This window comes from Marivivens sp. ABH4_498, from assembly GCF_056160585.1.
The window spans coordinates 92484-119129 of the sequence record NZ_JBSWXL010000005.1; the positions used below are offsets into that span (position 1 = coordinate 92484).

Sequence of the window (26646 nt, forward strand, 5' to 3'; positions counted from 1 at the left end):
GTCCGGATGTCCGTTTGTTGAATGTGGGACGTGTTCCGCGCCGACAACAGCGGCGCGACGGCGGCGGCCTGATCGCCCGATGCGCGGTTCAAGCGGTGGCCCCTTGCGGCAGTGGCGACAGTTTCATTTCTGGTTCGATCACAGCGCCTTTGGCAAAAATCTCTTCGTCCGATCGGTAGTTGAAACTCATGACCCAAGGTGCCTCGGGCCCCTGACGCGGCAACGTATCGATAGAGCGTTTGACATAGCCCGCCGCGAAATCCAGCAACGGTCGCGTTTCCATATGGCCCTCGGGGCGCTGGGGGCTGCAGACCGCCATTCCGCGTCCCTCCATCTCTGCCAGCAGGCGGCAGAAATATTGGCACAGCAGATCGACTTTGAGTGTCCAAGACGAATTCGTATAGCCCACCGCCATCGCAAAGTTCGGGATGCCATCCAACATCATCCCCTTAAAGACCAAGTGTTCGGACCAGCGCACCTTTGCGCCGTCAATGCTGAACTGCGCCCCTCCCATCAGTTGCAGGGTCAGGCCAGTGGCGGTCACAATGATGTCGGCTTTGACTAATGTGCCATCCTGCATTTCGATGCCACTGGGGGTAAAACGGGCGATGTCGCCGGTGACGATTGAACATGATCCGTCTGACAGCGCGTGAAAAAGATCACCCCCGGGAACGGCACAAAGGCGTTGGTCCCACGGGTCATACGGCGGGTTAAAATGCGTGTCGACGGGATAGGCGTCGGGCAATTGTTTGCGGTTTACCCAGCGGATCAGACGGCGCATCCGGTTGGGGTATCGCTGACACAGACGGTAGACGATATTCTGTTTCCAAATGTTTTTGCGACGCAGCGCCGCCCCCACGCGGTCCTTTGGCAGAATGCGGCGAAACAGGCCGAGCAAAGGGTCAACCGCCGGTATTGGCATGACGTAGCTGGGGGTGCGCTGCACCTGCACGACATGGGCAGCGCGTTTGGCCAATTCCGGCAGCAGCGTCACTGCAGTTGCGCCAGAGCCGATGACCGCCACCCGTTTGCCGTCATAATCCAGCCCCTCGGGCCAGTGCTGCGGATGGACGATCTGACCCGCAAAGCTGTCCTCTTGGGGAAAGTTCGGGCGATACCCTTGGCCATAGTCGTAGTATCCTGTCGCCGAAAAGATCCAGCGCGCGCGCCATACCTCAATGGTCCCGTCGGCTAGTTTGGTGGTTACGGTCCACAGCGCCTTTTCCGATGACCAGTCGCAGGTCGTGACCTTTCGGCCAAAACGGATGCGGTCAAGAATACCAGCCTCGCTTGCTGCCTCTCCGATATAGCGCTTGATCTCGGGGCCTGATGCAATGGTTTCAGGCCGATCCCACGGTTTGAAACCATAGGCAAAGGTATAAAGGTCGGAATCCGACCGAATACCGGGATAACGGAACAAATCCCACGTCCCACCTAGATCATCACGCATTTCCAGCAACGTGACGGACGTTTCGGGCCGCTGCTGCGCCAGATAAGCCGCGCATCCGATGCCGGACAGCCCCGCACCAATTATTAGGACGTCACTGAACGCTGGTTCAGACATCGTATCGAGCATTGTAAATTCCTCCCTACGCTCACCATAGAAAGCGTAGAAGCAGGAATTTAGATGCAGAACGCACCATATATGATAATTAATCGTGCATATTGCTCAATCGGAAAGAGGCATTGATGATTTCGCAAGATCGCCGAAACTCGCTCATGCGCGACGCGGCAACGCGCGCACGTGCAGATCAGAACGGGATGCTGGCACTAGATGCGGCCGTGGTTGCGGCCATTGGCGCGACCGAAGACCCCATCATCGCGGCGCGAGTGCGACGGTCCAACCGTATCAACCTAGAACAATGGTTGAGCCGCACTATCCTAGACCCTGAGAGCATCCCCACCTATGAGGCGACGCCGGATATTCTGCGCGCGGCACAAGAAAATGCCCGAAGCGGGCAAGGCGAAACGGCACTTGCGGCGTTTCAGGCTGGCCATGCCATAGCGTGGCAGGTCTGGAGCGAGGCTGTTTTTGCACTGACCCAAGACCCAGAAGAACTACGTTCGGTACTGGAATTTTCGCACCGCTCGATTTCAGCCTTCGTGGCAGAGGCCTCACGCGTTATCCGAACGGAAACCGCCCGTGCACTGGCAGACATGGCCGCAGGTTCGCCTGAAAAACGGCGCCTGTTGGTGACACAGATACTCGAAGGACTAGAGGTTGACGTCCAAGCTGCAGGAAGAAGGCTCGGCTATCGGCTGGATCAGGAACACCTTGCGCTAATTGTCTGGGGGACGGATCCAAGCATGGAGCCATCGGTGTTGGATCGTCTGGTGTCGAACCTAGCGACCCTGAGCGAAGGCCATTTACTGTCAATCAACGATGACAGCTTGCGTCGTTGGGTTTGGTGCCCTGTCAAAGACGGCGCTGAGCTGCCGACGTTAGAAAATCTATGTCCGCCCAATCTGCGTATCACCGTCGGGACGATTGGTCGGGGGCTGGACGGTTTTCGGCAGAGTCATGCTGCGGCGCAGGCCGCTCAGCGGGTCTTGGCATCGGCGCCCGAATATATACGCGTCGCCCGTCACGAAGACACGCGGCTACCGGCACTTTTGATGGCAGATTTACCGCGCGCGCGGCGCTTTGTCTCCGAGGTGCTTGGCCGCTGCGAAACGGCAACGCCTGCACTGCTCAAGACGTTGCGCTGTTATCTGCGGCAGGGGGAAAGTATGACGGCAACGGCAGAGGCGCTCGGCCTGCATCGCAACACCGTCATGCGACAACTCGCGCAGATCGAGGATCGTTTGCCAGCGCCACTTGCAGCGAACCGCGCAGAGCTATCGGCCGCCATGGAACTGCTGCACTGGATGCCCCGCCGGAATTAAATAGTGAGGTGCCCCTAATTTCCCAGACACTTGCCTGAGTCAGTTTAAGTTGTCCTTCTTCGAAGTCAAAGGACGACACCGCGCATTAAAAAGGCCGCGCCGTTCGTTCGGCGCGGCCAAAGGCGTCGTGTTAGCCTAGCAGTTTGCCCATATGGCGCACGGCAAGTTCGTAGCCGTGGATACCTGCGCCCGCCAACACAACATCAGCGCGTTTGGAAACGAACGAGGTGTGGCGGAATTCTTCGCGTTTGTGCACTTGGCTGATGTGGACTTCGATCACTGGGCCTTCGAACGTGTTCAGCGCATCAAGAACAGCAATGGAATAATGGGTCAAAGCTGCAGGGTTGATGACAATACCGGCTGCCTTTTCACGGGCCTCGTGAATCCAATCCACAATCTGGCCTTCGTGATTGCTTTGCAGAAGGTTGGTCGACAGACCGAATTCGGCGGCTACCGCCGCACAGTTGCGGGACACGTCGTCCAGCGTATCGTGACCGTAAATTTCAGGCTGACGCTTGCCCAAAAGGTTCAGGTTCGGGCCGTTCAGAATATAGATTTCTTTGCTCATTGCTTCTCGCTTTCGTTCCAAGTGACCGGTCAAACGGGGTGACGGTCGACAGGTGTGGATTTAGGGGTCTCTTCCAAACGCTTTCTCAGCTCAGGCGTATCAACATCCAAATCGGAAAAGATGGACCATGCGTGGCGGCCCTGCCAGAAAAACAGTTCCCAGCCAGAGATGATTTCAAGGCCCGCAGTTTGCGCATCCGCCAGAAACTGCGTCACCAGTGGGGTATAGACAGCATCGAAAACCCAGCTCGCCCCAGCCAAAAACGGCGCGGGAACGGGGGTGCCTTCGTAGCCGACCATGCCGATGGGCGTGCCGTTGACCAACCCTTGCGCGCCGTCGCAGGCCTCTTCGATAGAGGTGGCGACGACAGGGGTCAGGTTAGGAAACTGCGCACGCAAATCATTGGCCAGACCGTGGGCTTTATCAATTTGGCGGTCAAAGATACGGACCTCGCTGGCACCCAAAGTGCCCAACCCGAATGCAATCGCCCGACCAACGCCGCCAGAACCAATCAGCGTCGTCACGCCGGGGGCTGTTTTCCCGCGCACGCTTTCGTATGCCGCGATAAAGCCGCTATAATCCGTGTTGTAAGAGATCGCCCCTTGCGCACTGAAACGCACAGTGTTGACCGCACCGATGGCTTCGATCAGCGGCTCAGAAGCCTGCACCTTGTCGCACACCCGTTCCTTATATGGATAGGTGATGTTGAGCCCGCGATAGCCCTGATCGCGGCACCGATCAAAAAGAGTGTCAAAATCGCAGTCCAGTTCGGCAGGCACAAGGCGGTCATAACGCACACCCTGCCCCGTCAACTCCCCCGCTGTCAGATGCAGCAAGGGAGAAGAAGACGCTGCGATGTTGTCACCAATCAGACCTAGACGCAGCGGAGCGTTCATTCCTGTACCTCTTTGCGGGCCCAGAGTGATTTGATCCATTTAAAGACAGGCGTTTGCGACAAGAAGATCAGCACCACCGCCGAAAACAGCACAATCGACAGCGGGCTAGAGAACAGGCCTCCAAAGAACCGTCCTAGATCTTCGCGTTCGGAAATGATCGCGCGCCGCCAGTTTTCATCCAAAAGCCGCGACAGGATCACGCCAAGGATAACAGGACCCAAGGGGTAGTTGTATTGCCGCATAAAGTAGCCAACCACACCAAAACCAAGCATCCAGTACACATCGGTGACAGAGTTATTGACCGCATAGGCGCCGACGATGGACAGCAACATGATCAACGGGATCAGAAAGGCACGCGGGATTTCGACGATCTTGGTAAAAAGCTTGATGCCCGTCAGACCAAAGATCAGCATGAACACGTTGGCCACCAACAGCGATCCCACGATGAACCAGAACATTTCCGGTTTATCGACCATCAGCATCGGCCCGGGATTCAACCCGTGGATGAACAGCGCACCGATCATGATCGCGGTCACCGCATCGCCCGGAATCCCTAGGGTCATCATCGGAATAAAGGCCCCGCCAACAGCGGCGTTATTGGCGGTTTCGGGGGCAACCAGACCCTCCATCGCGCCATCGCCGAACTCTCTTTCAGGATCTTTGGTCACGCGTTTGGCGTGGTCATAGGCCATAAGCGCCGCGATATCACCGCCCGTTCCAGGAAGCGCGCCGATGATAACCCCGATAGTCGAAGTTTGCAGGGACAAAGGCAGGTGTTTTTTGATCGCACCGAACGACGGAACGATGCGATTGATTTTTTGACGCATGGCTGCGGTGTCAACGTGGTGCAACTGCATCAGAGCTTCGGACACGCCGAACATACCGATCATGACGGCAATAAAAGAAATCCCCGATTTCATCAGCGGGATGTCAAATGTAAACCGCTGTGTAAAGGTCAGCGGGTCCATACCGACTGCCCCGATTGCGATCCCAAAGGAACCCGCCAAAACGCCTTTGGCGAGGCTGCCTGCGGATAGCGAACCGACAAGCAGGATACCCAGAAGGGCAAGCAACATATAGTCACGCGGCTGGAACTTCAGCGCAAAGTCGGCCACTTTGGGCGCAGCCAACGCCAGCACAACGATCCCTAGAATACCGCCGATGAACGACATGGTCGTGGTCACACCGATTGCTTCGCCCGCCTCTCCGCGTTGGGCCATGGGATAGCCATCCATCGCCGTGGCAATAGCAGAAGGAGCCCCGGGAATGTTCAGCAGAATTGCGGTTCGCGAGCCCCCGTAAACACCGCCCATATAGATGCCGACCATCAGCGCGATAGCCGGGTAGACATCCCACGAAAAGGTAAAAGAAATCAGGATCGACACGGCCATCGTCACCGACAAACCGGGGATCGCGCCGATGTAGATGCCTAGAAACGTGCCTAGACCGACAAGTAGCAAAAGCTCGGGATGGGTGACGACGGTGATGAGTTGAAGAAAAGTTTCCACGGTCACATTCCCTTAAAATAGATTACGGAAGAACTGCAGCATCTCGGCTTCGGGCACGATGCCTGCGGGCAGCAGAACGGTGAACACCACGCGGAAAATCAGCCAGATCGCAACAAGGCTACCGAAAGCCACGATCAGCGTCTGAGGCCAGCTCCGCTTGGCCAAAAATTTCATAGCGATCACCAAAAAGATCGCGGTGGTCGGGATAAACCCAAGCGAAGTAAAGGCAATTCCGAACGCAACCAGCATCGCCATCAGAATGATCACACGCAGCGGCAGGATATCCTTGCCAAAGGTCATGCCCTCTTCTTTTGGTCTACGAAGCGTTTTGCGCAGGACGATGAGTGAGGCAATCAGCATGACCGCCGTTGTGGCCATCGGCACCGAACCGGGGGCAGAGAGCGCCTCGAAACCCGAGATGCCATAGGCGCTGTTCAGCAGAACAGCACTAAGAACCGTCACAATCACCGCAAAGGCGACTTCCCCTGGTTTACGGGTGCGCACTGGGGGATCGTCGGGTGCTGCGAAATCAATGATATCGTGTTTCGGATCGGTCATCCGCCAAAGGCCTCCTCACCTAGGTTTCTTCGAAAGCGCGTTTTCAAACGCGCGGCGCCGCCCGATGCACGGAAAGGGCGGCGCCTGTCGTTTTCAGTAACGAATATTAGGCGATCAAATTACTCTGGACGAGCAATGCCGAACTCTTCTGGGGATGCTTTGGTCAGACCTGCATCCTGAAGCAGCCAAGCAGTGCCCTGCTGCCATTTGGTTAGGAATGCTTCAGCTTCGTCACCCGAAATGCCCATCATGGTGAAACCACGGTTGTCCATCAGTTCGACAAAGTCTGGGTGCATTGCACCTTCGGCGTAGGCAGCTGACAGAGCGGCGATCACGTCTTCAGGCGTGCCGTTTTTCGCAAACACACCAAAGAATGGACCCCATGGCAGGTAGGTGTTGTAACCTTCGTTAGCAGCGGTCACCGGCGGTACACCTGGCAGTTTTTCGTTTTCTGCGGTGTCAAAGACGGCCAGCGGTTTCATGTTGCCTGCGCGGATGCCTTCGATTGCGGCGCCCAGAACAGCAGGCATCACGTCGATTGCGCCACCCTGCAGAGCGGTCAGCGCAGGGCCGTCACCGTCGTAAGGAACCGAGATTACGTCCAGTTCACCTTCGACGGTGTTCATCATCGCGGTGATGACCGACGGCAGACCACCAGGGCCAGTTGCGCCCAGACGCAGTTCACCTGGGTTTTCTTGGATGTAGGCGATCATGCCTGCGTAATCGTCGAAAGGCGCATCAACGTTAGCCACCAGCATTGGAGTACCGCGAGCAAGGATGTTGATCGGGGTGAATTCAGAATAGTCTTTGTCGCCCAGACCCATCACTTTATACAGCATTGGGTTTTCTGCGCCCATCAGCACGGTGTAACCGTCTGCGTCAGCGTCAGCCACGTAGTTCAGAGCGATTGCGCCAACTGCGCCGGTCATGTTCTGCATCACGATGGAGCCGCCAAGCGCCTCTTCGGCGTGGGGCGTCACAGAGCGCATAACGGTATCGGTGGAGCCACCAGCGCCCCACTGAATGATGCCCTGAATCTCTTTGGACGGGTAATCCTGAGCGATTGCGCCGGTTGCAGACAGAACAAGTGCGGAAACCGCACCTAGTACGAATTTTTTCATGGTGTCCTCCCATAAGACAATTGAAGTCCGTGACAGGGAGAATTGCCCGTTCCGAGCCTCCCCTCACGAAACTTGACGCATCGTTAATCAAACATCAAATAACGTCAAATACAAATTTTGCATCCCTTTTAACATGATGTTAATGTCGCCTTGAGGCAGGGTTAAACGGCCTGCAGTTGCTTGGAAAAGGTCTGGATCGCGGTTTCGGCATAGGTCGATAAAACCCTGTTTTTCTTAGTGACTACATAGACTTTGACGTAGGCCTCTTCTTTCAGCGGGCGCAAAACAACGTTGGCTGAATCCAGCTCTGAAACCGAAAAAGCATCGATCAAACCAACGCCAAGCCCCTTACTGACCAATGTCACGACGGTCTGGGCAAAGCGTCCGCGCATAGAGTGGCGAATCTCTAGCCCCGCTTCTTCAAAGGGTCGTGCGACAATTGCACCGAAAGGGTCGGAGGGGTCGATGCCGATCATCTCTTCTTGGGCCAGATCATGAACCGAAACGACCGACTTTTTCGTCAGCGGATGACCTGCTGGCAAAATCACCTTGACCCGCCCGCGCCCGATTTCCACGTTTTCCAAAGCCTCGTTGTCGATGGCCGATGACATCACAACAAACTCGCCGCGCTCTAGTAGCAAGTAGTCTAGCGTCTCTTCGATCTTGAGAATGTTCAGGTCCATAAACAGATCGGGGTAACGCGCGCGCATCAATTTCATAACCTGCGGCGCCACATATTGGGCCGTCGACGGCGCCGATGCAAAACTGAGCTGCACCCCTTTGCCGTCATGCAACCCATTCAGCGCGGTTTGCAAGTTGGTCACACCCTTATAGACCTCGCGGATCTGATCAAAGACCAACTCTGCCTCTACGGACGGAACAAAGGACCCACCGCGCCGTTCAAACAGACGCACGCCAAGCGAATCTTCGGCGTGTTTGATGATCCGCGAAATCCCGGGGGCAGAGACACCTAAGTGATCCGCCGCCCCCGAAATTGTACCGCGCAGCATCACCGCACGGATCGCTTCGATCTGGCGCAGGGTTATCTCGGGCATAGCGGTCTCCACGGGGGCAGGTAGGCATTAGGACCCTCACCCTATCTGCACCCATGCGCCGCGCCAATAGCGATTGATTAGGCCCGAAAATAGTCGGCGGCCATGGCCCTTACGCGTTCGGCCTTTGCTTTGAACCCGATTTTGCTTAGCACATCGACCTGCGCATCCAGACCCGGGGCGACCTCGATCAGGTGCATCCCGTCCGGATGCAGTTCAAACACCGCTCGTTCGGTGACAAAGACCACACGCTGTCCGCGCGCCATCGCCTGCGCTCCGCTAAAGGTGATCTGGCTGACAGCCTCGACCAGCTTTTGCACGGTCCCTTCGGAATGGATGACCAGTTTCCCGTCTACGCCCTCTACCTTGGCCCCGCGCGCATCGAACGTGCCCACAAAGACCACGGTTTTTGCGTTCTGGGCAATGTCGATAAAGCCACCCGGACCCACAGGCAAACCACCTAGCTTTGAGGCGTTCACGTTGCCTGACCCGTCAAATTCACCAAACCCAAGAAAGGCAGTGTCCAGACCGCCGCCCGAATAGAAATCGAACTGACTTGGCCCGTCGATCATGCAGGTCGGATTGCGCGCATAGCCAAAGAGCGTGCCTGTCAGCAGCTCGCCCCCGTAGGTGCCATGTTCGATCGTCTGATAATAGCGTTTTTGATCCCCGTCCGCGCGGATCAATGCCGCAATTTCATCGGGGATACCGAACCCATAGTTCACCACCATGCCGTCGCGCAATTCCGTACGCGCACGGCGGGCGATGATCTGACGCGGACTGTAGGCGGGTGCCTCGACTGGGCCGGTGTCACGGTGGTCTTGCCCCGAAATCGTCGGGTCATAGGTGATATCATAGCCTTGCCGTTGTTCGGGCACGACAACAACAGCATCGACCAGCGCCGAAGGAATACGCACCTGCCGCGCGCCAAGCGTTCCGTTGGCCACCTTTTCGCGCACCTGAACGATGACAACTCCGCCGGAATTATGAACCGCCGCCGCCATGGCATAGCTGTCCACATTGGCGGGTTCTTCGTCTAGGCTGATATTCCCATCCTCATCCGAGATGGACCCCTTTAGCAGGCAAGCATTCACAGCGAACGGCAGATACCGCAGATATTCGCGCCCGCCAATTTCGATCAGCTCGGCCAGATCATCGGACGCTGCTTCGTTCATGCGCCCCCCATCGATGCGCGGATCGCAAAAGGTGCCCAGACCGACATGGGTGATCAGCCCCGGACGGCCTGCCGCGATCTCTCGCAACAGCTGCATCGCGACACCACCGGGCAGAACGTAGGCTTCGATTTCATTATTCGCCGCCATCTGCTGCATCCGTGGGGACCAAACCCAATGGCCGCCGATCACCTTGCGCACCATACCCTGATGGGCGAACCGATTGACGCCGCGCGTTTCGCGATCACCGATGCCAAGCGAGTGCAGCAACCCAAGGTCGCGCGGATGACCCGTTTTTTGAAACCGTGCCTCGCAGGCGGCATGCAATTCGACCGCTTCGCACAGTCCGCCGCCACCACCGATCAGGCCCAACATCGCGCCATCGGGGATTAGGGCCACTGCCTCTTCGGCGGTCATGAATTTATTCTTCATGGCGCGCCTCACAGATAAGGATCATATAGGTCGCGGCCACCCTTGAGCAGGGATTTGGCCACAACGCCGCGATGGATTTCGCTCGCTCCGTCAAAAATGCGGTAAATACGGGCGTCACGATAATACCGTTCAATCGGCAGATCTTTGGTAAAGCCCATACCGCCGTAAATCTGCATCGAACGATCCACCACGCGGCCCAACATCTCAGAGGCCTGCACCTTGAGCGCTGATATTTTCGCGCGCGGGTCCATGCCTTCGTCGATCTGCCACGCACATTCCCACAAAGCGGTGCGGGTGGCGTTGATTTCGATGGCGCTGTCGGCCAGCATCTGCTGCACCATCTGGAATTCGCCCAGCGACTGTCCGAATTGGCGGCGATCGTTGGCATGGTCCAGCGTCATATCCAGAATTTTGGTCGCCTTACCGACAGAGCGCGCGGCCACCTGCGCCAGACGGACACGGCCCAGAACCGACAAAGCCAGCTTTAGCCCCTGACCTTCGACGCCAAGCAGATTTTCATCGCCCAACTCTACGTCGTCGAAATGCAATTCCAGATGACTGGTGCCCCGCAGACCCATCATGGGCTGGTCACGGCCCACCGTGAACCCTGCCGTCCCTTTATCGACAAGGAACATCGAAATGCCGCGATAGCCCGCATCTGGATCGGTCACTGCGGTGACAACGAAAAAATCGGAAACCGCGCCATCCGAGATGAAATGCTTCATCCCGTTCAGCACCCATTTGCCATCCTTTCGCACCGCCCGCGTTTTGATCCCCGCCGCATCGGATCCCGCATCAGGTTCGGTGAAGGCGATTGAACAAACCCGATCACCCTTTACGCAGGGCGTGAGCCAGCGTTCGATTTGATCACCGACGCACGATAAAAGCACCTCGTAAACATTGCCGAAAGCGCGGCGGATCAAAATATCCGTGGTCCTGCCGAACTGTTCTTCGACCATCATAGTCTCTAGCGCGGACAACCCGCCACCTCCGAACTTTTCAGGGATGTTCATGGCATAAAGGCCCAGTTCTTTGGATTTTTCAAAGATCGCATTGGCTGTTTCGGGCGCAATGCGACCTGTGTCTTCTATCCCCTGCTCTAGCGGCGCGAGCTCGTCCGCAATGAAATTGCGCACGGTTTCGACCAATAGTTTTTGTTCGAAGCTGAGCGAAAAATCCATGTCCAATCCTCCCTTATCTTGGCGACCCAATTTGGATCGCCGCAGTTGGTTTGGAAATGGACGGAACATCCAAATAGTTGGACGATTCAACTAAACTTTACCCCGACTGTCCACTTCGGTTGCGGTAAACTTGCTGCGCCATTCGCCGGGGGGCAGCCCAACGTGGCGCGCGAAGAAACGATTGAAATAGGCAGGGTCGGCAAAACCCAAATCATGTCCAATTTCAGCGACCGTCATTTCAGAATAAGCCAGAGCCCGCCGCGCTTCGGCAATGATCCGATGATACAGAATATCGGATGCGCTTTGCCCGACTGCGTTTTTGCACGCACCATTTAGCCGCTGCGGAGAAATGGCCAATTGGGCGGCATAGTTCGCAACACTTCGCGAACTGCGAAACTGCGCCTCGACCACCTGCCGAAACCGTGCCGTCAATTCACGGTCACGCGGGTTTCGTGGCTGTGGATTAGCGGCCAGCGAAACCCGACAAAGATCCGTCAGGATCATCAGAATTTGGCCCTGTACTGCAGCGCGCCAGCCCATATTTTTTGTTCGCGTTTCCATATAGATACGGTCAAATCTATGCCGCATATCATTCTGCCGATCCGCCAGCGAAACGCAGCGGGGAACCGCGACCAAATTTTCCAAATCCGGCAAAAGCCCACGCAGCGCAGTGACATCGTCCCGTGCCATTGTGATGGTCATCCCTTCGGTGCCGTTTTGATAGCGGATCGAATGGATCATTCCCGCTGGGTGGATCACCAAATCGCCTGCGAGATGCTCTACGTCGACCCCTTCGAACCGCGTTATTCCGCCACCTTCGGTAATCAGCATCATCTGGACATGGTCGGGATGACGATGCGGCGCAATGACCCAATCGTGCCGCATGGACCGTTCGCGCAGCGGCTCGATATGGAGGGCTTCCAATCCGTCGTCCCGCGTTTCCTCGCCATAAAGAAAGACGCTTGCAACCTGACTTATCGAAGATTTCTCGTCCATCTTTTTCCTTTCCACGCTTATTGCACTCTTGCAATATTCGCGCAGTGGGTCCAGCGCGGTTTGTGTCGCCATGTTGATGACAATTTTTGCCCGTCAGAAACGCCGCCAAGCGGTCCCATCTCAAGTCAGCGAAGCCGACCTACGTACGCAATTTACCGAAAAAGACGGGGCCTATGGGTTGACCACCATCAAACCCGTTACCTACATGATCCCCGATGACGTCCCTGTGGGCCAAATGCTTATCCATGCCTTTTCTTTTCATCGCCGTAGATGACGGGATCTGGTAGGTGCAAAAGGATGCGATCAACGCCGCACTGCCACCAATATGCGATATCCTCTGCTCCAAACTCGCCGTGGGCAGGAGGTGCTCGACGATGTCGCTACCACCCTGCAATCCATGTTCATCGAAGCTTCGGGAGCATATTCAAACGTGTGCGTGACCACGATGGACGCCACACGCTATTTCGCCAAACGCTGAAACGGTTTTCCTTTATTTTGGCGTTGGCCTATTCGACACCAAGGCGCATGAGGGCGGCAATAGCTGCCTCATTGCCCAGATTGGCGGCCTGACGATACAGCGTGATCGCAAGATCCATATCAATAGCGACCCCCTGACCCGCCTCATACAGCGAGGCCATGCCGACCATCCCGTCCGACGCGATGACATCGCTGCGCTCTGCTGCGGTTTCGAACCACTGCATCGCCAAATCGAAATCCTGCGCGACGCCGCTGCCCGTCTGATAGGCAAGGCCAAGGTAGTACTGGCTGGTGATATCACCGTTTTGGGCGCCTTTGGCATACCACTGGGCGGCTTGGGCCAGATCACCGTTCTGCGCGGCGATCAGCCCTAGATAACGCGCCGCTTTACGGTCGCCTGCGGCATCAGCCTGTTCGAAATAGGACAGCGCAAGCGCGGCATCCGCCTCGACCCAGTCGCCGTTTAGATAGGCTTTGCCTAGCTCGGACATGGCCCGCGTATCGCCTGCATCGGCCTGCGTTTGCAATACAGCAGTGTCGGTTGTGGCGTCTTGCGCCAACGCGACATTGGCGCCGATAAAACAGGCCCCAAGCATCAGGATATAGCCATAATTTCGGACGGACATCATGCGTCCCCTTCTAGCAACCATTTGCGCAGCTGCGGCACGCTATATGCATATTTCCAAGTGTTCATATGCCCGTTGGCACCCTCGGCGGCCTCGCCGTCCAACACCGATCCTTGGGCATAAGTGACAAAGTTGATGTCTGCGCCTTCGGCCATCAGATCGTCATATGCGAATTGATATTGAGTGTCGGACCACGTCGCATCCCATGTCGCACGCGCAACGGTTGCGCCTTCAGCCGCTAGCGCCTCGGTAATTGCCACCTGTCCGGGGAATGCCTTGGCATCGTCTTGGCTGACAAGGATGAAAATGCGGTTCCCCGCCATGGGCGCAACCAGCGATGCATCCCACTGACACGCCACAAGGAATGACGCGGCAAAGAAATCGGGGTAGGCGATATTCATCGCAATCGACATCATGCCGCCGCCTGATTGACCCGTGGTGTATAGGCGCGCCGGATCAATCGAATACTGGTTGGTCAGCGCGGTGATCAGGTTGATCGTCGTCTGCAACATGCTAGACGCGGTAGAGGTGTCATCGACGATGACTTCGTCATATTGCGGCGCAAGTACGAAAGCGGGACGCGCGGCCTGATCGTAGGCGCTGGCAAAGTTGATCGCCCCCAACCCCTGTTTCAACGTGGTCAGGACATCGGTGCTGGTTGCGCCTGCGTCATGCATGAAATTGACCAGCGGATAGGTCTGAGCAGGATCGTAATTCGCTGGCACATACAGGTTGTATTGCAGAGTGTCGCCCGTTTCGGGGTCGTTCCAAACGAACTGTTGGAAATCATCGACGATCAGATTGCGGACGGCCGTAGTCTCTAGCGTCTCGCCCGCAACGGTGATGTCAGCGGAGGGTTCATTGAATTTCGAACCTTGGGTCGTTTTATCGCCCGCGGCGCCGGGGCCACCTGCTCCGCCACCGTTGCCTTCGCCGCCCTGATCGCCATCGGACGGACCGCCCTGTTCGCGGGGAATAGCCAGCGATGCGGCATCATCCTGCGCCGAAAGCGCCACGATGACATAGCTGCCTTCGTCGGCGCGATCTGCAGGATCGGTGCTGGTGGCGGGATAGACGTCCGTCACGGTGCGCCCTTCGACCGAAAACGCGTCGGCGGAAAGATCAGCCGCCGTCACAGGCGCGGAATAGGCCAACGCCACAGCAACAAAGCGCAGCCCGTCACCGTAAACTTCGGTGATGGCCGTGGCTGACTGAACCGCAGCGCCAGCGGCCATAGCAGGAAGGGACATGAGCGCCGAACTGCCAACGGCAGCGACACTGATCTGAAGGAAATTACGACGATCTAACATGTTAGGTTCTTTCAATATTTACGTGGTCTAACATAAAAACGGTACACTGCATCATTTCCGTCGAAAAAAGGCCGCCAAATCTAATTGGCGGCCTTTGAAATGTTTAAATGTGGGAAAAACTACAGCTTTAGGTGGCGCGTTACGCGGAATAGGGCCAGGCCAGTACGGGCCTGAATGGCACCCCAAACGCCGCGTTTATCAACCAGCATCACCGCAATCGCGACCGCACCCATCAGGATCAGATACCATGCCCCCCAATCAGCTGCGAATTCGCGCAGGGCAAAGAAAATGATGACCCCTAGGATCGGCCCTTCGATCGTTCCGATCCCGCCAATTACCACGATAAAGATCACGAAAGCAGTCCAGTCGTTGACGGAAAAAGCTGCCTCGGGTGTGATCCGCAGTTTTTGCAGAAAGATGAATCCGCCCGCCAGGCCAGTAAAGGCAGCCGTCACCACGTAGATAAAGAATTTTGCACGGCGGGTGGCGACGCCCACGGTTTCGGCGGCAATTTCACTGTCGCGGATCGCGGTCAGCGCCAGCCCCCATTTCGAACGCAGCAGCAACCAAACCAGTAGCACCGATGACACTCCGATTCCAAAAGCAAGGTAATACATCACCATCTCGCGCGCGCCGCGGCTATCGCCGAGCGAACGGGCAATGGCCACGGGCAGGGAAATGCCCGATCCCCCACCCAGCGCTGCGCTTTGTGCGGCCAGCAGTCGAAAGACTTCGGCGATGACCCATGTGCCGATGGCGAAATAGGCCCCATTCAGGCGAAACGCGATCCACCCCGTCGGAATGGCAATCAGACCTGTGACCAGCGCCGCAATCGGCAAAGCGGCCAGAACAGGTATCCCGCTAAAGATTGCGATCGCAAAGAACAGGTAGCCACCTAGCCCAACAAAGGCCTGCTGCCCGACCGAAACCAATCCTGTGTACCCCGCAAGAAGGTTCCACATCTGGGCAAGTGCCAGATAAGCCAGCACCTCCATCAACAGGCGCAGATCAGCGCGATCGGCCCAAAACGGCGCAAGGGCCAGCACGGCCACAGCGGCCACAATAATAACAGCGGAAATCAGCGAAGAGCGTGTCATGTCAGTCTCCTTATCCGCTCATTTTCGGAAACAGACCGCGCGGACGCACGATCAGGACGACGAGGAACGCAAGGTGCCCAGCAAGCAGTTGGAAACCCGCATCGATTTGCGCCCCAACCGTCTGCGCAATACCCAGGATGATCCCACCCAGCAGGGTTGCGCGGATATTGCCCAAGCCGCCGATGATCACCGCTTCGAACGCAAAGAGCAGACGGGTCGGCCCTGCGGTCGGATCAAAATTGGTTTTCATCGCCAACCAGATACCTGCGATCCCCACGACCAGCGATGCCATACCCGTTGCCACCGCAACGATGTGGTTGTTGTTGCCACCCATCAGCGGAACGATTTGCGGGTCATCGGACGTAGCGCGCAGCATCCGACCCAGTTTTGTGTGATAAAAAATCCATTGCAGACCAAAGATGACCCCTACAGCCGTGAGGAACATCAAAAATGGCAGCAAACCAATCGACAGCCCATCCATGATCGTAATCGAAGAGGTTTCAAACGTTCCCGTTTGCAGTTTTTGACTGTCGGCGGAAAAAATCTCTAGCAATCCGTTCTGGATGATGATCGACATGCCAAAGGTCACAAGGATCGGCGGCAGGATGTCGTCGCCCAGCACACGGTTCAGCACGAAACGCTGGTTCATATAGCCGGCGACACCCATCAGCACGACCACCAGACCCACGCCGATAAACGGGTTTAAACCCCATGTCGCGATAAAGGTCAGGATCATATAGGCCCCAACCACGATGAAATCGCCATGCGCGATATTCACGAAACGCATGACGCCAAACATGAGCGATAGCCCCGCGGCAAACAGCGCATAAAGGCCGCCCAATAGGACGCCTTGGATAATTGCATTAATCAAGACCATCAGTGGTCCTCCATCCCGAAATAGGCGTGGGAAATTTGGGCACGCGTCAGGTCTTGGGGTTTGCCCGTCAACGTCACGCGTCCTTCCATGAAACAATAAACGCGGGTCGATACAGCCAGCGCCTGACCCACGTCTTGTTCAACGACAAGGATCGTGGTGCCTTCTGCTCTGATCAGGGGCACCGCTTCGTAGATGTCCTTGATGATTTTCGGCGCAAGGCCCAACGAAATTTCATCGCACAGCAGCAGTTTGGGATTGGACATCAACGCGCGGCCGATGGCCACCATCTGCTGCTGCCCGCCCGACAACGCTGTGCCGGGGTTGTGTTTCTTGGCCACCAGATCGGGGAACAGTTTATAGATTTTTGCCAAATCCCATGGCCCTTTTCGCCCGCCTGATGCCCCAATCAGTAGGTTTTCTTCGACGCTCAGGGATGGAAACAGGCGGCGGCCTTCGGGCACCATGGCCAGACCCAGTTTATGGATGCCATCTGCCGCCATCCCGCCGATGGGCGTGCCGTCAAATGTAATGTCCTGCCCTTTGGTCGGACGCAGACCCGTCAGGGCACGCAGAAAGGTGGATTTGCCCGCGCCGTTCGATCCGATGATCGACACGGTTTCGCCTTCGTCAATCGTCACATCGATCCCAAACAGCGCCTGAAAATCGCCGTAGTGCGATGTCAGATTTTTGGTTTCAAGCAGCGTCGTCATCAACCGATATCCCCATGTAGATTTCTTGAACGAGAGGGTCAGCCATCACCGATTTTGGTTCACCCGAGGCGACGATTTTTCCAAAGTCGATGACAATAAGATGGTCCACCACAGCCAGCAGCGCGTGCACGATGTGTTCGATCCAGATGATCGACACACCGCTGGCATGGATATCTTTGATGGTTTGGACAAGGGCGAGGCATTCGCCTTCGGTCAGCCCGCCCGCGATTTCATCCAGCAGCAACAGTTTTGGCCCCGTGGCCAAGGCGCGGCTCAGCTCTAACCGTTTGCGTTCCAATAGCGTCAACGACCCAGCAGGGTTGTTCGCTTTGGCCAAAAGCCCTGTACGATCCAGAATATCGCGACAGGCGGATTCCAGATCGTCAAAACCCGCGTTGCCAAACGACGCAGCGGCCAGCAGGTTTTCGTAGACCGTCATGCCTACGAATGGATGTGGAATCTGGAACGAACGGGCGATACCACTGCGGCAACGCTGCGACGCGCTAAGCTGCGTTACATCACGCCCGTCAAAACGAACCACACCCGACGACGGCGGCAATGCGCCCCCAATCAGGTTAAACAAAGTCGATTTGCCCGCACCATTGGGCCCGATGATACCAAGTGCCTGCCCCTGAGCGAGGTCAAACGTTATGTTGTCAGATACCTTCAGCGCACCGAAGGATCGGTTCACGCCGGTAAGGCTGAGTAGCGGTTCCAAGGGATTTCTCCGAAAATTGCGGGCAGAGGAGGCCGTGCACCCCTGCCCTATGGTCTGATCGGCCAGCAATCAGAGCGTGATAGGTTTCAGTTCACCCGTCAGCGGGATCTCGGGCGAATGGCTGTTGGTCACGATTTTCAATTCCGGTTTGCCGTTTTCAATCTGCCACTGACCACCAGCAAGTGGCGTTTTTGAAATTGATGGCACAGGGCCGGTGTTGAAATTGACCTTGCCGAATACGGTGTCCAGATCGGTGGCGCGGATCGCTTCGGCGATGCTTTCTGGGCTATCGATGTCCTGCGCCCGTTTGAGCGAGTCCATGACAACTTCGAACAGCGAATGTTTCGCACCCAATGGCATGGTCCACGGGTTACCGGTTGCGGCTTCGTAGGCGTCAGCCAATTGTTCGCATGTCTGACCGTTGAACGACGACGCGAATGGGAACATCTTATGCCACCACACCTCGACCGACAGACCATCAGCGCGATCACCCAAAGCACCCATCGCTTGTGGGAATTCCGATGCTTTTGCCACGTTAACGACCTTTGGATGGAACCCTTGTTGCGCGGCTTGCGTCCAGAAAGTGGTGAAATCAGGCGGGATCATAACGCCGGAAACGATCTCTACTCCGGCTTCTTTGAACGCTGAAATCTGCGCCGAAAAATCGTCGGACATGTTTTGGTAGCGGCCCGGATCGACCAGCGTATATCCGGCCTGTTCCATCACAGGGGGGAAACCCAATTCGGGGTGCGACCAACCATTGCCATCGGGGTCGTTCGGCCACAGTGCGCCAACGACTTTGTTCGTCTCGACACCGTCCCAAAGGGACATAAAAACGTCGATGATGTCCTCTAGTCCCCAGAAAAAGTGATTGGTGTATTCAAAACCAGTCGCGGGATCACCCTGACGGCCAAAGAAATGCGGCTGCCACGGGGTGTCGTTGGTCACGCAGGGCACGCCGTTCAGCTCTGCCTGGTCGGCAACGGGGTTGGTCGTGTCAGGCGTAGCAGAGGCACAGATCAGGTCGACCTCGTCTTCGAAAATCAATTCCTGCGCCACGGCGGATGCGCGGTTCGAACTAGACTGGCAGTCCTTCATGATGATTTCGACGGGATGTTTGGTGCCGCCGATATCCAGACCATCTGCCAGCGCGGTGCGGAACTGGTCCAGCACGAACGCATCCGGTTCACCGAAAATAGCCAACGGTCCCGTCTGCGGCGTTACAAAGCCGATTTTGATTGTGCGGTTCGCGGCATATGCGGGCAGAGCAAGCCCCGAAGCGGTTGCGGTAAATCCCGCGGCGGCAGCGCCCTTCAGCAGGCTGCGTCGATTCAACATTGGTTTTCCTCCATTGCGTTTCGGTCTCCGCACACCCCTCCCGAGTGCCCACTCTTGCGGTTGCGTCGCCGTCACATGTCTTGTGTATCAATATACAGTACACTATACCAAAATGAGGGCGAGAAAGATTCTTGTCAACCATTTTGATCCAGATCAAATCGACAAGGGTCCGCCGAACGGGATTAGGTGCATTGCACTTGGAGGAAAGCCGCGCTTAGCTGCGCGCATAAAAATATGTCGAGGAGGCATGCGTGTCGGTCGAAGCTACCAAAGCCAAAGAAGGCAATTCCCTAAGCAAAGCAGTCGCAGTTTTGCGCGCCATCGGCGACAAACCTGGCAGTTCTTTGGGCGAGATCGCGAAAGCCACAGGATTTGCCCGTTCGACCGTTCAGCGCCTAGTGAACGCATTGAATGCCGAAGGGTTGGTAACCAAAAATTCGGGTCATCAGGGCGTCTATCTTGGGATGGAGCTTGCTCGCCTTGGGGCAAAGGTTGACCTTGATGCGCGTACGCTTTTGCGGCCATTGATGGAGAACCTGCACAATCGTATTGGCGACAACTTTGACCTTACAATCCTCAATGATGGCAAGGTAATCGTGGTCGATCAGATCGCATCGAACGAAACAATTCGCGTTGTTTCCTACGTGGGCCGCGAACATGCAATCCACTGTACGGCAAATGGCAAAGCGCACCTTGCCCAAGTATCCGAGGACGAAGCCCGCGCACTATTAGCCGCGCACGGCATGGAAAAACGCACACCAAATTCGATCACCGATCCCGATCAACTTATGGCTCAGATTGCCGCCTTTAAACAGGTTGGCCTGTTCATAGATCGCGAGGAATTCGCGCCTGACGCCTGCGCAATGGCAACGACCCTACCCGATATCGGAGGCCGGAAATTGGCCATTGGAATCGCGATGCCCGCTGCGCGATTCGCCCGCCGCGAAGAGGATATCAAAGCCGCGCTGCTAGAATTCCGCCGCGCGGTCGCGGCTCAGTTCGGGCCTTCGATCTAACGGAAATCACAACACTAAACGCGAATAAACTCCGCCTTGTGCGGGGCTTTTTGTGTTGGGCTCTCCACAACCAGCTTGACAGTTGTCGGCAATATTTCCATTTTAACATACACTGTACCGTTATTTGGTACATATATTCTGCCGCCGAGGAGAGCGGCACAAACTCTTTGGGAGGATCTCAAACATGCTGCTCGCGGCAAAAATTCTGCTTACCATTTCGACATTGGGCTATTCGCTTATACCGTTTGCTTTTGACAGCAACAAAACGCACTGGTTCAATCCGTCTTGGACCAAACACGCGCGTTTTCACTGCGTTTGGCAGGTCATGTCGTATGTCTACATCGCCATTCTTGCGCTGGTGCTGATCTGGACCGCTGGCGATGCAAAATTGCCGATCTGGATCGCGGCAACCCTGTCGTTCTGTGCCTATGGCGGCTTTTGGACCGCTGTGGTTCTGCGCAACAAACTGGACCTTGCGCTGGTTGACGAAGTCAACGGTGTCCCGCCTTTCATGTTGCCCGTTTTTGGCGAAAGCGACGCCAATATCACCCTGTTCACCACTGCTGTTCTGATTTTGATGACCGGATGTCTGGTGTTGGCGGGCGCAGCTGTTGCCATTGAAACGCTTGCGGACGCGTCTGTCGTGGCTCCGGCGTTGACCTCAACCCTGTAATCAAAGGCCCTAACATGCTCTCTGATAAAGACCGCCAAGCCGCCGCCGATGCCATTTTGGCCGCCGAAGAGTCGCGCGTGCCCTGTGTGCAGCCATCGAAACAATGGCCTGACATGGAACTAGAAGACGCATATGACATCCAGCATCGCTGGGCTCAGGCGCGTATCGCCAAAGGGGCAAAGATCGTCGGACGCAAGATCGGCCTGACGTCCCGCGCTATGCAAATGGCGTCCAAGATGACCGAACCTGACTACGGCGTGATCCTAGACGACAGTCTGTTCAAAGACGGCGCACGGATTTCGGCGGGTACCTTTATTAAACCGCGACTGGAAACCGAACTGGCTTTCGTCATGGGCCAAGATTTGTCCGGTGCAGGGTGCCAGATGCACGACGTTCTACGCGCGACCGAATATGTGACCCCCGCGCTAGAGATTATCGACTATCGCACCGAAGTACCCCGCGCGATCACCGATACGATCGCTGACAATGCGGCCTATGGCGCGATTGTTTTGGGGGGCCGCATTGTGCGCCCCTTCGATATCGATTTGCGCTGGCAATGCGCCACCCTGTCGAAAAACGGCATCATCGAAGAAAGCGGTGTTTCGGCTGCGATCATGGGGCACCCCGCAGCTGGTGTTGCATGGCTGGTGAACAAACTCGCCGCACTGGGTGATGGGCTGAAAAAGGGTGATATCGTCCTTGGCGGGTCCTTTACCCGCCCCGTCGATATCGCGTCGGGCGATGTCATTCAGGCGGATTATGGCCCGCTGGGCGGCATTGGCGTTAGCTTCGAATAGCTTTGATTGCACGGGCGGCTATGAATAGGCCGCCCGTTTTGTACAAACATGCAGAAAGGGTCAAAAATGGCTCAACTCCCGCAAAACACCTTTAAGGCCGCGATCAAGGCAGGCCTTTTGCAACGCGGTTTGTGGTCCACGATCAATGACACTCTTGTGGCTGAACTGTGCGCTGCGCAGGGGTTCGACTGGATGCTCTTTGATACGGAACATTCCGCGCTAGACCCGATTACCGTGCTGCCCCTGTTGCAGGCCGTCGCACCCTATTCCGTTACGCCCATCGTACGCCCCGGATCGGTAAACGCGGCCGAGATTAAAAAGTTGCTCGATCTTGGCGCGCAGACGATCCTTGTGCCCATGGTCAACACACCCGAACAAGCCGCCGAAGCCGTTCGCGCCGTAACCTACCCGCCCGCAGGTATTCGCGGCGTGTCTGGTTTGACCCGCGCGACCAATTTCGCCGCTGTCGCGGGGTATCACAAAACCGCCCGGGACCAGATTTGCCTGCTTATTCAGGTCGAAACCCTAGACGCGGTGGACAATATCGAGGCCATGGCCGCCGTCGATGGTGTCGACGGGATTTTCGTCGGGCCTGCTGACCTTGCTGCCGCCATGGGTCATGCGGGCGAGCCGAACCATCCAGAGGTCAAACAGGCCTGCCGCGATGCGGTCAAACGGATTGTCGCCGCAGGTCAGCCCGCAGGTATCCTGACATTGGACGAAGAATTCGCCGCCGAAGCCATCGAATTGGGGGCCACTTTCGTGTCAAAAGACGTGGATATGGCGGCGTTAAAACGCGGATTATTGGGCCGCCTGTAGTCACATCTGCCTTTAGCCAAACCCAGATCACCGACGCCGCCCGCGTGCCTAACGTGGGCGGTTAGAAATAGTCCGAAACACGCATCTTGCGACCTGATTATTCCTCCAACCGTCAGCGATATTCGCTGCGGTGCGGCATTTTTCTATTGACGGGTCTAGGCGCCGCCCTAGCCTATTGAACAGGGTTTGTGACAGACCTGTTCCGCGCTTAACTCGGTTGAATTTTTCCCGATCCCGCGCGCGGACCCGCACAGGCGTGATGCCATTCTAGGCGTCTTTTGCCCACGTCACGCGTGCCGTTTTCGGCGCTTGGGCGCGCACAATTTAAAATGAACTATTTTTCAGAGCCCCCTCGAAAGGAGCTCCACCGATGAAGGATTCCGATACGGTCTCCACTACAGATTTGCCGTCTTATCCCTATGGCCGCATTGCCGTGCTTGGCGCGGGCAGTTGGGGGACGGCGCTTGCTTGCGTTCTTGCGCGCAATGGCCACGACGTCCGGCTTTGGGCGCGCCGCCCCGAACTGGCCGACCAGATCAATAACCGCTCAACGAATGCCCTATACCTGCCCGATGTACCGCTGCCGACCACCATTCAGGCGACCAGTGATTTGGCGACGGCGCTTGACGGTGCCGAAGCTGTTTTGATGGTCACACCATCTACGACCCTGCGCCAAATGTGCAAAGCGATGCGCCCATATTTGCCACAGGCCATCCCGATTGCGCTGGCCTGCAAAGGTGTCGAGCAAAGCAGCGGCTACCTCCTGTCAGAAGTGGTGACCGAAGAACTGCCAAACCACCCAGTGGGCGCCGTGTCCGGTCCGACCTTTGCCGCTGAAACAGCGCTAGATCATCCGACAGCCGCCACCGTAGCCTTTCCTTTTTCCTACACTGATCGACTAACCCCCGAACGCAGCCCTGCCGTGCGACTGGCCATGTCCTTGTCGGGTCGCGGATTTCGCCCCTATGTCTCTGACGATCTGATCGGAGTAGAGGTCGGCGGCGCCGTCAAAAACGTGATCGCAATTGCATGCGGCATGATGTCGGGCGCGGGTTTTGCCGAAAATACGCGCGCTGCCCTGATCACCCGCGGCATCGACGAAATGAAAACGCTGGCCGAAGCATTGGGCGGCAAACGCGAAACCGTAACGGGCCTGTCTGGCGCTGGCGATCTGACCCTGACCTGTAGCTCGACCACGTCGCGCAATATGTCGCTGGGTTTCCAATTGGGCCAAGGCACGCCGCGCGCCTCTTGTTTTGCAGGCCGCACTGTCGTGGTCGAGGGCGAAGTCAACGCGATCTCTGTCACCGATCTGGCCCGCCGCATCGGTGTACCTATGCCGATCTGCGAAACAGTGAATGCGGTCCTGCACAAGGGCGTGAACCTACAAGACGCGTTTACCACGCTGTGGGCCCGCCCGATCGAGGCAGAGCCGAATGCGCTTGGTCTATCTTTCGCCCACCCTGCCCCCAACATGCCGCTACATTTCGGAGAGGTTTGATGAACGTTCACACCACCCCCCGCCCCGCAATTTCCGCGCGCCGCTTTACACTTGCCACCGATCTGGACGGCACGTTTTTGGGCGGCTCGGACACAGACCGCCAAACGCTTTATGACTGGATCGAAACGAACCGCGGCAGCGTGGGCCTGATCTTTGTCACAGGGCGCGATCCCGAATTCATCATGCAGATGTGCCGTGAACGCGGCTTGCCGTGGCCCGAATATGTCGTTGGCGACGTGGGCACCACCATCGCCCAAGTCACAAAGGACGGTCAGGTCGCGCCGATCCCCGAATTGGAAGAAAAAATCGCCGCGATCTGGAACGATGCAGGTGCCAGTGTCCGCGCGGCTTTAGACGGTCACGCTGGCCTCACGCTACAACCGACCGCCTTTCGCTATCGGGTGAGCTATGACCTCGACATGGCTACGTTCGACGAAAGCGCCAAGGATAAAGTCACCAATATGGGCCACGATTGGCTGATCTCTGACAACCGCTATTTCGACGTCCTGCCCAAAGGCATATCGAAAGGCCCGTCGATCAAAAGGCTTGTCGATCACCTTGGCATCCCCGAACCTCGCGTTCTTTGCGCGGGCGACACTCTTAATGATTTGTCGATGCTTGTCTCTGGTCTGAACGCGGTCGCGGTCGGCAACTCTGAACCCGCGCTCACCGCACAATTGACGGGCTGCGCGACCGTCTATTCCGCAAACGCCCACGGCGCAGGTGGCATCTTAGAGGCCATCAATGCGCTTGATCTTCACACCGCCCCGAAAGGAGCCTGATATGTCATCTGATCTTGTTATCGTATACCACCGCCAGCCTTACGAAGAAGTCGAGGTAAACGGCAAAATCGAATACCGCGAAAACAAATCGCCCAATGGCATTGTGCCCACGCTCAAAAGCTTTTTCGGGCGTGTCGATAAGGGCGCTTGGGTCGCGTGGAAAGAAGCCGCCAATCCGGAAAACCCCGACTTTGAACGGATTATCGAAATAGACGACCCCCACGGCAAATACACCGTGTCGCGGCTGCCCCTGACCAAAGAACAAGTTTCCAGCTTTTACCACGTTTCGTCTAAAGAAGCGTTCTGGCCGATCCTTCACGGGTTCAAAGAACGCTACAATTATGACCCCGTCGATTGGCCGACGTTTAGAGAGGTGAACTGGGCCTTTGCCGAAGCTGCAGCAGCCGAGGCCGCCGAAGGCGCCGTCGTTTGGGTTCATGACTATAATCTATGGCTAGTGCCCGGATACCTGCGCACGCTGCGCCCCGACGTAAAAATCAGCTTTTTCCACCACACGCCGTTTCCAAACGCAGATATTTTCAATGTGCTGCCATGGCGCAAAGAAATTTTAGAAAGCCTGTTGGCCTGTGATGTCGTCGGTTTTCATATCCCGCGCTACGTCAACAATTTCGTATCCGCCGCCCGTTCGTTGTTAGAGGTCGACACCCTAAAGCGCGACAAGGTAAAGCCCGAGATGAGCGCGGAAACCTCTGCGCTATCGGAACAATCCGTGATTACCGAAGTCGCCTACGAAGGTCACACCGTGCGCCTGCAAGCCAGCCCCGTCGGTGTCGATACAAACTACATCGAAACATTGGCCAAGAGCGACAAAACCGAAGCTAAGATCAAACAGATCGCAGCCGAAAAGGGTGACGCGCAACTCATCCTGTCTGTCGGGCGCACCGATTATACAAAGGGCGGCGTCGAACAGCTGGAAAGCTATGAACGGTTACTAGAAAGCCGCCCCGATCTGCGTGGCAAGGTGCGTTTGATGCATGTCTCGGTCGCGGCCAACGCCAACATGACCGCATATGTCGAAATTCAAGAACGATTAGAGGCTATCGCAGGACGTATTAACGGCCAATATGGCTCCTTTGATTGGCAGCCTATTTCGCTGATTTCCCGCCCCGTTCCGTTCAATGACCTTGTGGCCTATTACCGCGCGGCGGATGTGGCGTGGATCACTCCGCTGGCGGATGGGATGAACCTAGTGTGCAAGGAATACGTTGCTGCCCGTACAGATTGTGACGGTGTGCTGGTTCTTTCTGAATTCGCAGGCGCCGCCGTGGAATTGGCTGCCGCCGTGCCGGCGAACCCTTTTTCACACAAATCCATGGACAGCGCAATTCAGTTCGCTCTCGACATGCCCCAGCAAGAACGCAAAGGACGCATGAAAGCCAACCGCGCCATGGTCCAAAAGCAGGGCATCCGTTTCTGGGCCGAAGACCAGATGCAGGCCTTCGGCGATGCCATCGCGCGAATAGAGGTCGTCGCCTGACCTAAACCGCCCCCGCAGGTGCAACATGCGGGGGCGG

General features: G+C 56.6%; 26 protein-coding genes. 9 read left to right on the plus strand and 17 right to left on the minus strand.

The window, feature by feature from the left end:
- Positions 1 to 88 precede the first annotated feature (88 nt).
- A complete protein-coding gene (locus tag ACXAGA_RS12165; protein ID WP_475117745.1) occupies positions 89 to 1576 on the minus strand; it encodes a flavin-containing monooxygenase in 1488 nt (495 codons plus the stop codon).
- 113 nt (positions 1577 to 1689) lie between these two features.
- On the opposite strand from ACXAGA_RS12165, the gene ACXAGA_RS12170 reads away from it, so the two are divergent.
- Positions 1690 to 2886, plus strand: coding sequence for a PucR family transcriptional regulator (locus tag ACXAGA_RS12170; RefSeq protein ID WP_475117746.1), 1197 nt, complete (start codon positions 1690 to 1692; stop codon positions 2884 to 2886).
- A gap of 130 nt (positions 2887 to 3016) precedes the next feature.
- Here the strand turns inward: ACXAGA_RS12170 and aroQ are convergent, their stop codons facing one another.
- The 9 genes from aroQ to ACXAGA_RS12215 all read right to left on the minus strand — a co-directional run bounded on the left by aroQ (position 3017) and on the right by ACXAGA_RS12215 (position 12370).
- The gene (gene aroQ / locus ACXAGA_RS12175; RefSeq protein WP_475117747.1) at positions 3017 to 3454 is read right to left on the minus strand and encodes a type II 3-dehydroquinate dehydratase; all 438 of its coding nucleotides are present in this window, start codon (positions 3452 to 3454) and stop codon (positions 3017 to 3019) included.
- A gap of 29 nt (positions 3455 to 3483) precedes the next feature.
- Positions 3484 to 4350 (minus strand): shikimate dehydrogenase family protein, encoded by an 867-nt coding sequence (locus tag ACXAGA_RS12180; protein ID WP_475117748.1) that lies wholly within the window; start codon positions 4348 to 4350, stop codon positions 3484 to 3486.
- Positions 4347 to 5858, minus strand: coding sequence for a tripartite tricarboxylate transporter permease (locus tag ACXAGA_RS12185; RefSeq protein WP_475117749.1), 1512 nt, complete (start codon positions 5856 to 5858; stop codon positions 4347 to 4349). The genes ACXAGA_RS12180 and ACXAGA_RS12185 overlap by 4 nt, the downstream gene beginning before the upstream one ends.
- Before the next feature lie 12 nt (positions 5859 to 5870).
- The gene (locus ACXAGA_RS12190) at positions 5871 to 6416 is read right to left on the minus strand and encodes a tripartite tricarboxylate transporter TctB family protein (protein WP_475117750.1); all 546 of its coding nucleotides are present in this window, start codon (positions 6414 to 6416) and stop codon (positions 5871 to 5873) included.
- A gap of 119 nt (positions 6417 to 6535) precedes the next feature.
- Complete coding sequence (locus tag ACXAGA_RS12195) at positions 6536 to 7537, minus strand: Bug family tripartite tricarboxylate transporter substrate binding protein (protein ID WP_475117751.1); 1002 nt, start codon at positions 7535 to 7537, stop codon at positions 6536 to 6538.
- Positions 7538 to 7698: 161 nt separating this feature from the next.
- Complete coding sequence (locus ACXAGA_RS12200) at positions 7699 to 8592, minus strand: LysR family transcriptional regulator (RefSeq protein ID WP_475117752.1); 894 nt, start codon at positions 8590 to 8592, stop codon at positions 7699 to 7701.
- Positions 8593 to 8669: 77 nt separating this feature from the next.
- Positions 8670 to 10193, minus strand: coding sequence for an acyl CoA:acetate/3-ketoacid CoA transferase (locus tag ACXAGA_RS12205; protein WP_475117753.1), 1524 nt, complete (start codon positions 10191 to 10193; stop codon positions 8670 to 8672).
- Positions 10194 to 10201: 8 nt separating this feature from the next.
- Positions 10202 to 11374: an acyl-CoA dehydrogenase family protein gene (locus ACXAGA_RS12210; protein ID WP_475117754.1), complete on the minus strand. Its 1173-nt coding sequence runs from the start codon at positions 11372 to 11374 to the stop codon at positions 10202 to 10204.
- A 90-nt stretch (positions 11375 to 11464) separates the two neighbouring features.
- Positions 11465 to 12370 (minus strand): helix-turn-helix domain-containing protein, encoded by a 906-nt coding sequence (locus ACXAGA_RS12215; RefSeq protein ID WP_475117755.1) that lies wholly within the window; start codon positions 12368 to 12370, stop codon positions 11465 to 11467.
- 70 nt (positions 12371 to 12440) lie between these two features.
- On the opposite strand from ACXAGA_RS12215, the gene ACXAGA_RS12220 reads away from it, so the two are divergent.
- Positions 12441 to 12644 carry a hypothetical protein gene (locus tag ACXAGA_RS12220; RefSeq protein ID WP_475117756.1) on the plus strand — a complete coding sequence of 68 codons (204 nt, stop codon included), beginning with the start codon at positions 12441 to 12443 and terminating at the stop codon, positions 12642 to 12644.
- Positions 12645 to 12876: 232 nt separating this feature from the next.
- Here the strand turns inward: ACXAGA_RS12220 and ACXAGA_RS12225 are convergent, their stop codons facing one another.
- From ACXAGA_RS12225 to ACXAGA_RS12255, 7 genes are all read right to left on the minus strand, one after another.
- Positions 12877 to 13476: a tetratricopeptide repeat protein gene (locus tag ACXAGA_RS12225; protein ID WP_475117757.1), complete on the minus strand. Its 600-nt coding sequence runs from the start codon at positions 13474 to 13476 to the stop codon at positions 12877 to 12879.
- Entirely contained in the window at positions 13473 to 14783 is a 1311-nt protein-coding gene (locus tag ACXAGA_RS12230; protein ID WP_475117758.1) for a hypothetical protein, read from the minus strand. The genes ACXAGA_RS12225 and ACXAGA_RS12230 overlap by 4 nt, the downstream gene beginning before the upstream one ends.
- 119 nt (positions 14784 to 14902) lie before the next feature.
- Positions 14903 to 15880 (minus strand): branched-chain amino acid ABC transporter permease, encoded by a 978-nt coding sequence (locus ACXAGA_RS12235; protein ID WP_475117759.1) that lies wholly within the window; start codon positions 15878 to 15880, stop codon positions 14903 to 14905.
- Between the two features lie 10 nt (positions 15881 to 15890).
- Positions 15891 to 16757, minus strand: coding sequence for a branched-chain amino acid ABC transporter permease (locus ACXAGA_RS12240; protein ID WP_475117760.1), 867 nt, complete (start codon positions 16755 to 16757; stop codon positions 15891 to 15893).
- Positions 16757 to 17467: an ABC transporter ATP-binding protein gene (locus ACXAGA_RS12245; RefSeq protein ID WP_475117761.1), complete on the minus strand. Its 711-nt coding sequence runs from the start codon at positions 17465 to 17467 to the stop codon at positions 16757 to 16759. Before ACXAGA_RS12245 ends, ACXAGA_RS12240 begins: the two co-directional genes overlap by 1 nt.
- Positions 17451 to 18185, minus strand: a complete 735-nt coding sequence (locus ACXAGA_RS12250; RefSeq protein WP_475117762.1) for an ABC transporter ATP-binding protein — start codon at positions 18183 to 18185, stop codon at positions 17451 to 17453. Before ACXAGA_RS12250 ends, ACXAGA_RS12245 begins: the two co-directional genes overlap by 17 nt.
- A gap of 69 nt (positions 18186 to 18254) precedes the next feature.
- The gene (locus tag ACXAGA_RS12255; protein WP_475117763.1) at positions 18255 to 19523 is read right to left on the minus strand and encodes an ABC transporter substrate-binding protein; all 1269 of its coding nucleotides are present in this window, start codon (positions 19521 to 19523) and stop codon (positions 18255 to 18257) included.
- Positions 19524 to 19774: 251 nt separating this feature from the next.
- Here ACXAGA_RS12255 and ACXAGA_RS12260 point away from each other — a divergent pair, with 251 nt between their 5' ends.
- The 7 genes from ACXAGA_RS12260 (at position 19775) to ggpS (ending at position 26609) form a co-directional block, all read left to right on the plus strand.
- A complete protein-coding gene (locus ACXAGA_RS12260) occupies positions 19775 to 20539 on the plus strand; it encodes an IclR family transcriptional regulator (protein WP_475117764.1) in 765 nt (254 codons plus the stop codon).
- A 184-nt stretch (positions 20540 to 20723) separates the two neighbouring features.
- Positions 20724 to 21212 carry a hypothetical protein gene (locus ACXAGA_RS12265; RefSeq protein ID WP_475117765.1) on the plus strand — a complete coding sequence of 163 codons (489 nt, stop codon included), beginning with the start codon at positions 20724 to 20726 and terminating at the stop codon, positions 21210 to 21212.
- A gap of 14 nt (positions 21213 to 21226) precedes the next feature.
- The gene (locus ACXAGA_RS12270) at positions 21227 to 22009 is read left to right on the plus strand and encodes a fumarylacetoacetate hydrolase family protein (protein WP_475117766.1); all 783 of its coding nucleotides are present in this window, start codon (positions 21227 to 21229) and stop codon (positions 22007 to 22009) included.
- A gap of 66 nt (positions 22010 to 22075) precedes the next feature.
- On the plus strand, positions 22076 to 22828 hold the full coding sequence (locus tag ACXAGA_RS12275; protein ID WP_475117767.1) for an HpcH/HpaI aldolase family protein: 753 nt from the start codon (positions 22076 to 22078) through the stop codon (positions 22826 to 22828).
- A 370-nt stretch (positions 22829 to 23198) separates the two neighbouring features.
- The gene (locus ACXAGA_RS12280; RefSeq protein ID WP_475117768.1) at positions 23199 to 24329 is read left to right on the plus strand and encodes an NAD(P)H-dependent glycerol-3-phosphate dehydrogenase; all 1131 of its coding nucleotides are present in this window, start codon (positions 23199 to 23201) and stop codon (positions 24327 to 24329) included.
- Positions 24329 to 25111 (plus strand): HAD-IIB family hydrolase, encoded by a 783-nt coding sequence (locus ACXAGA_RS12285; RefSeq protein ID WP_475117769.1) that lies wholly within the window; start codon positions 24329 to 24331, stop codon positions 25109 to 25111. Before ACXAGA_RS12280 ends, ACXAGA_RS12285 begins: the two co-directional genes overlap by 1 nt.
- Position 25112: 1 nt before the next feature.
- On the plus strand, positions 25113 to 26609 hold the full coding sequence (gene ggpS, locus ACXAGA_RS12290; protein ID WP_475117770.1) for a glucosylglycerol-phosphate synthase: 1497 nt from the start codon (positions 25113 to 25115) through the stop codon (positions 26607 to 26609).
- Positions 26610 to 26646: the final 37 nt, after the last annotated feature.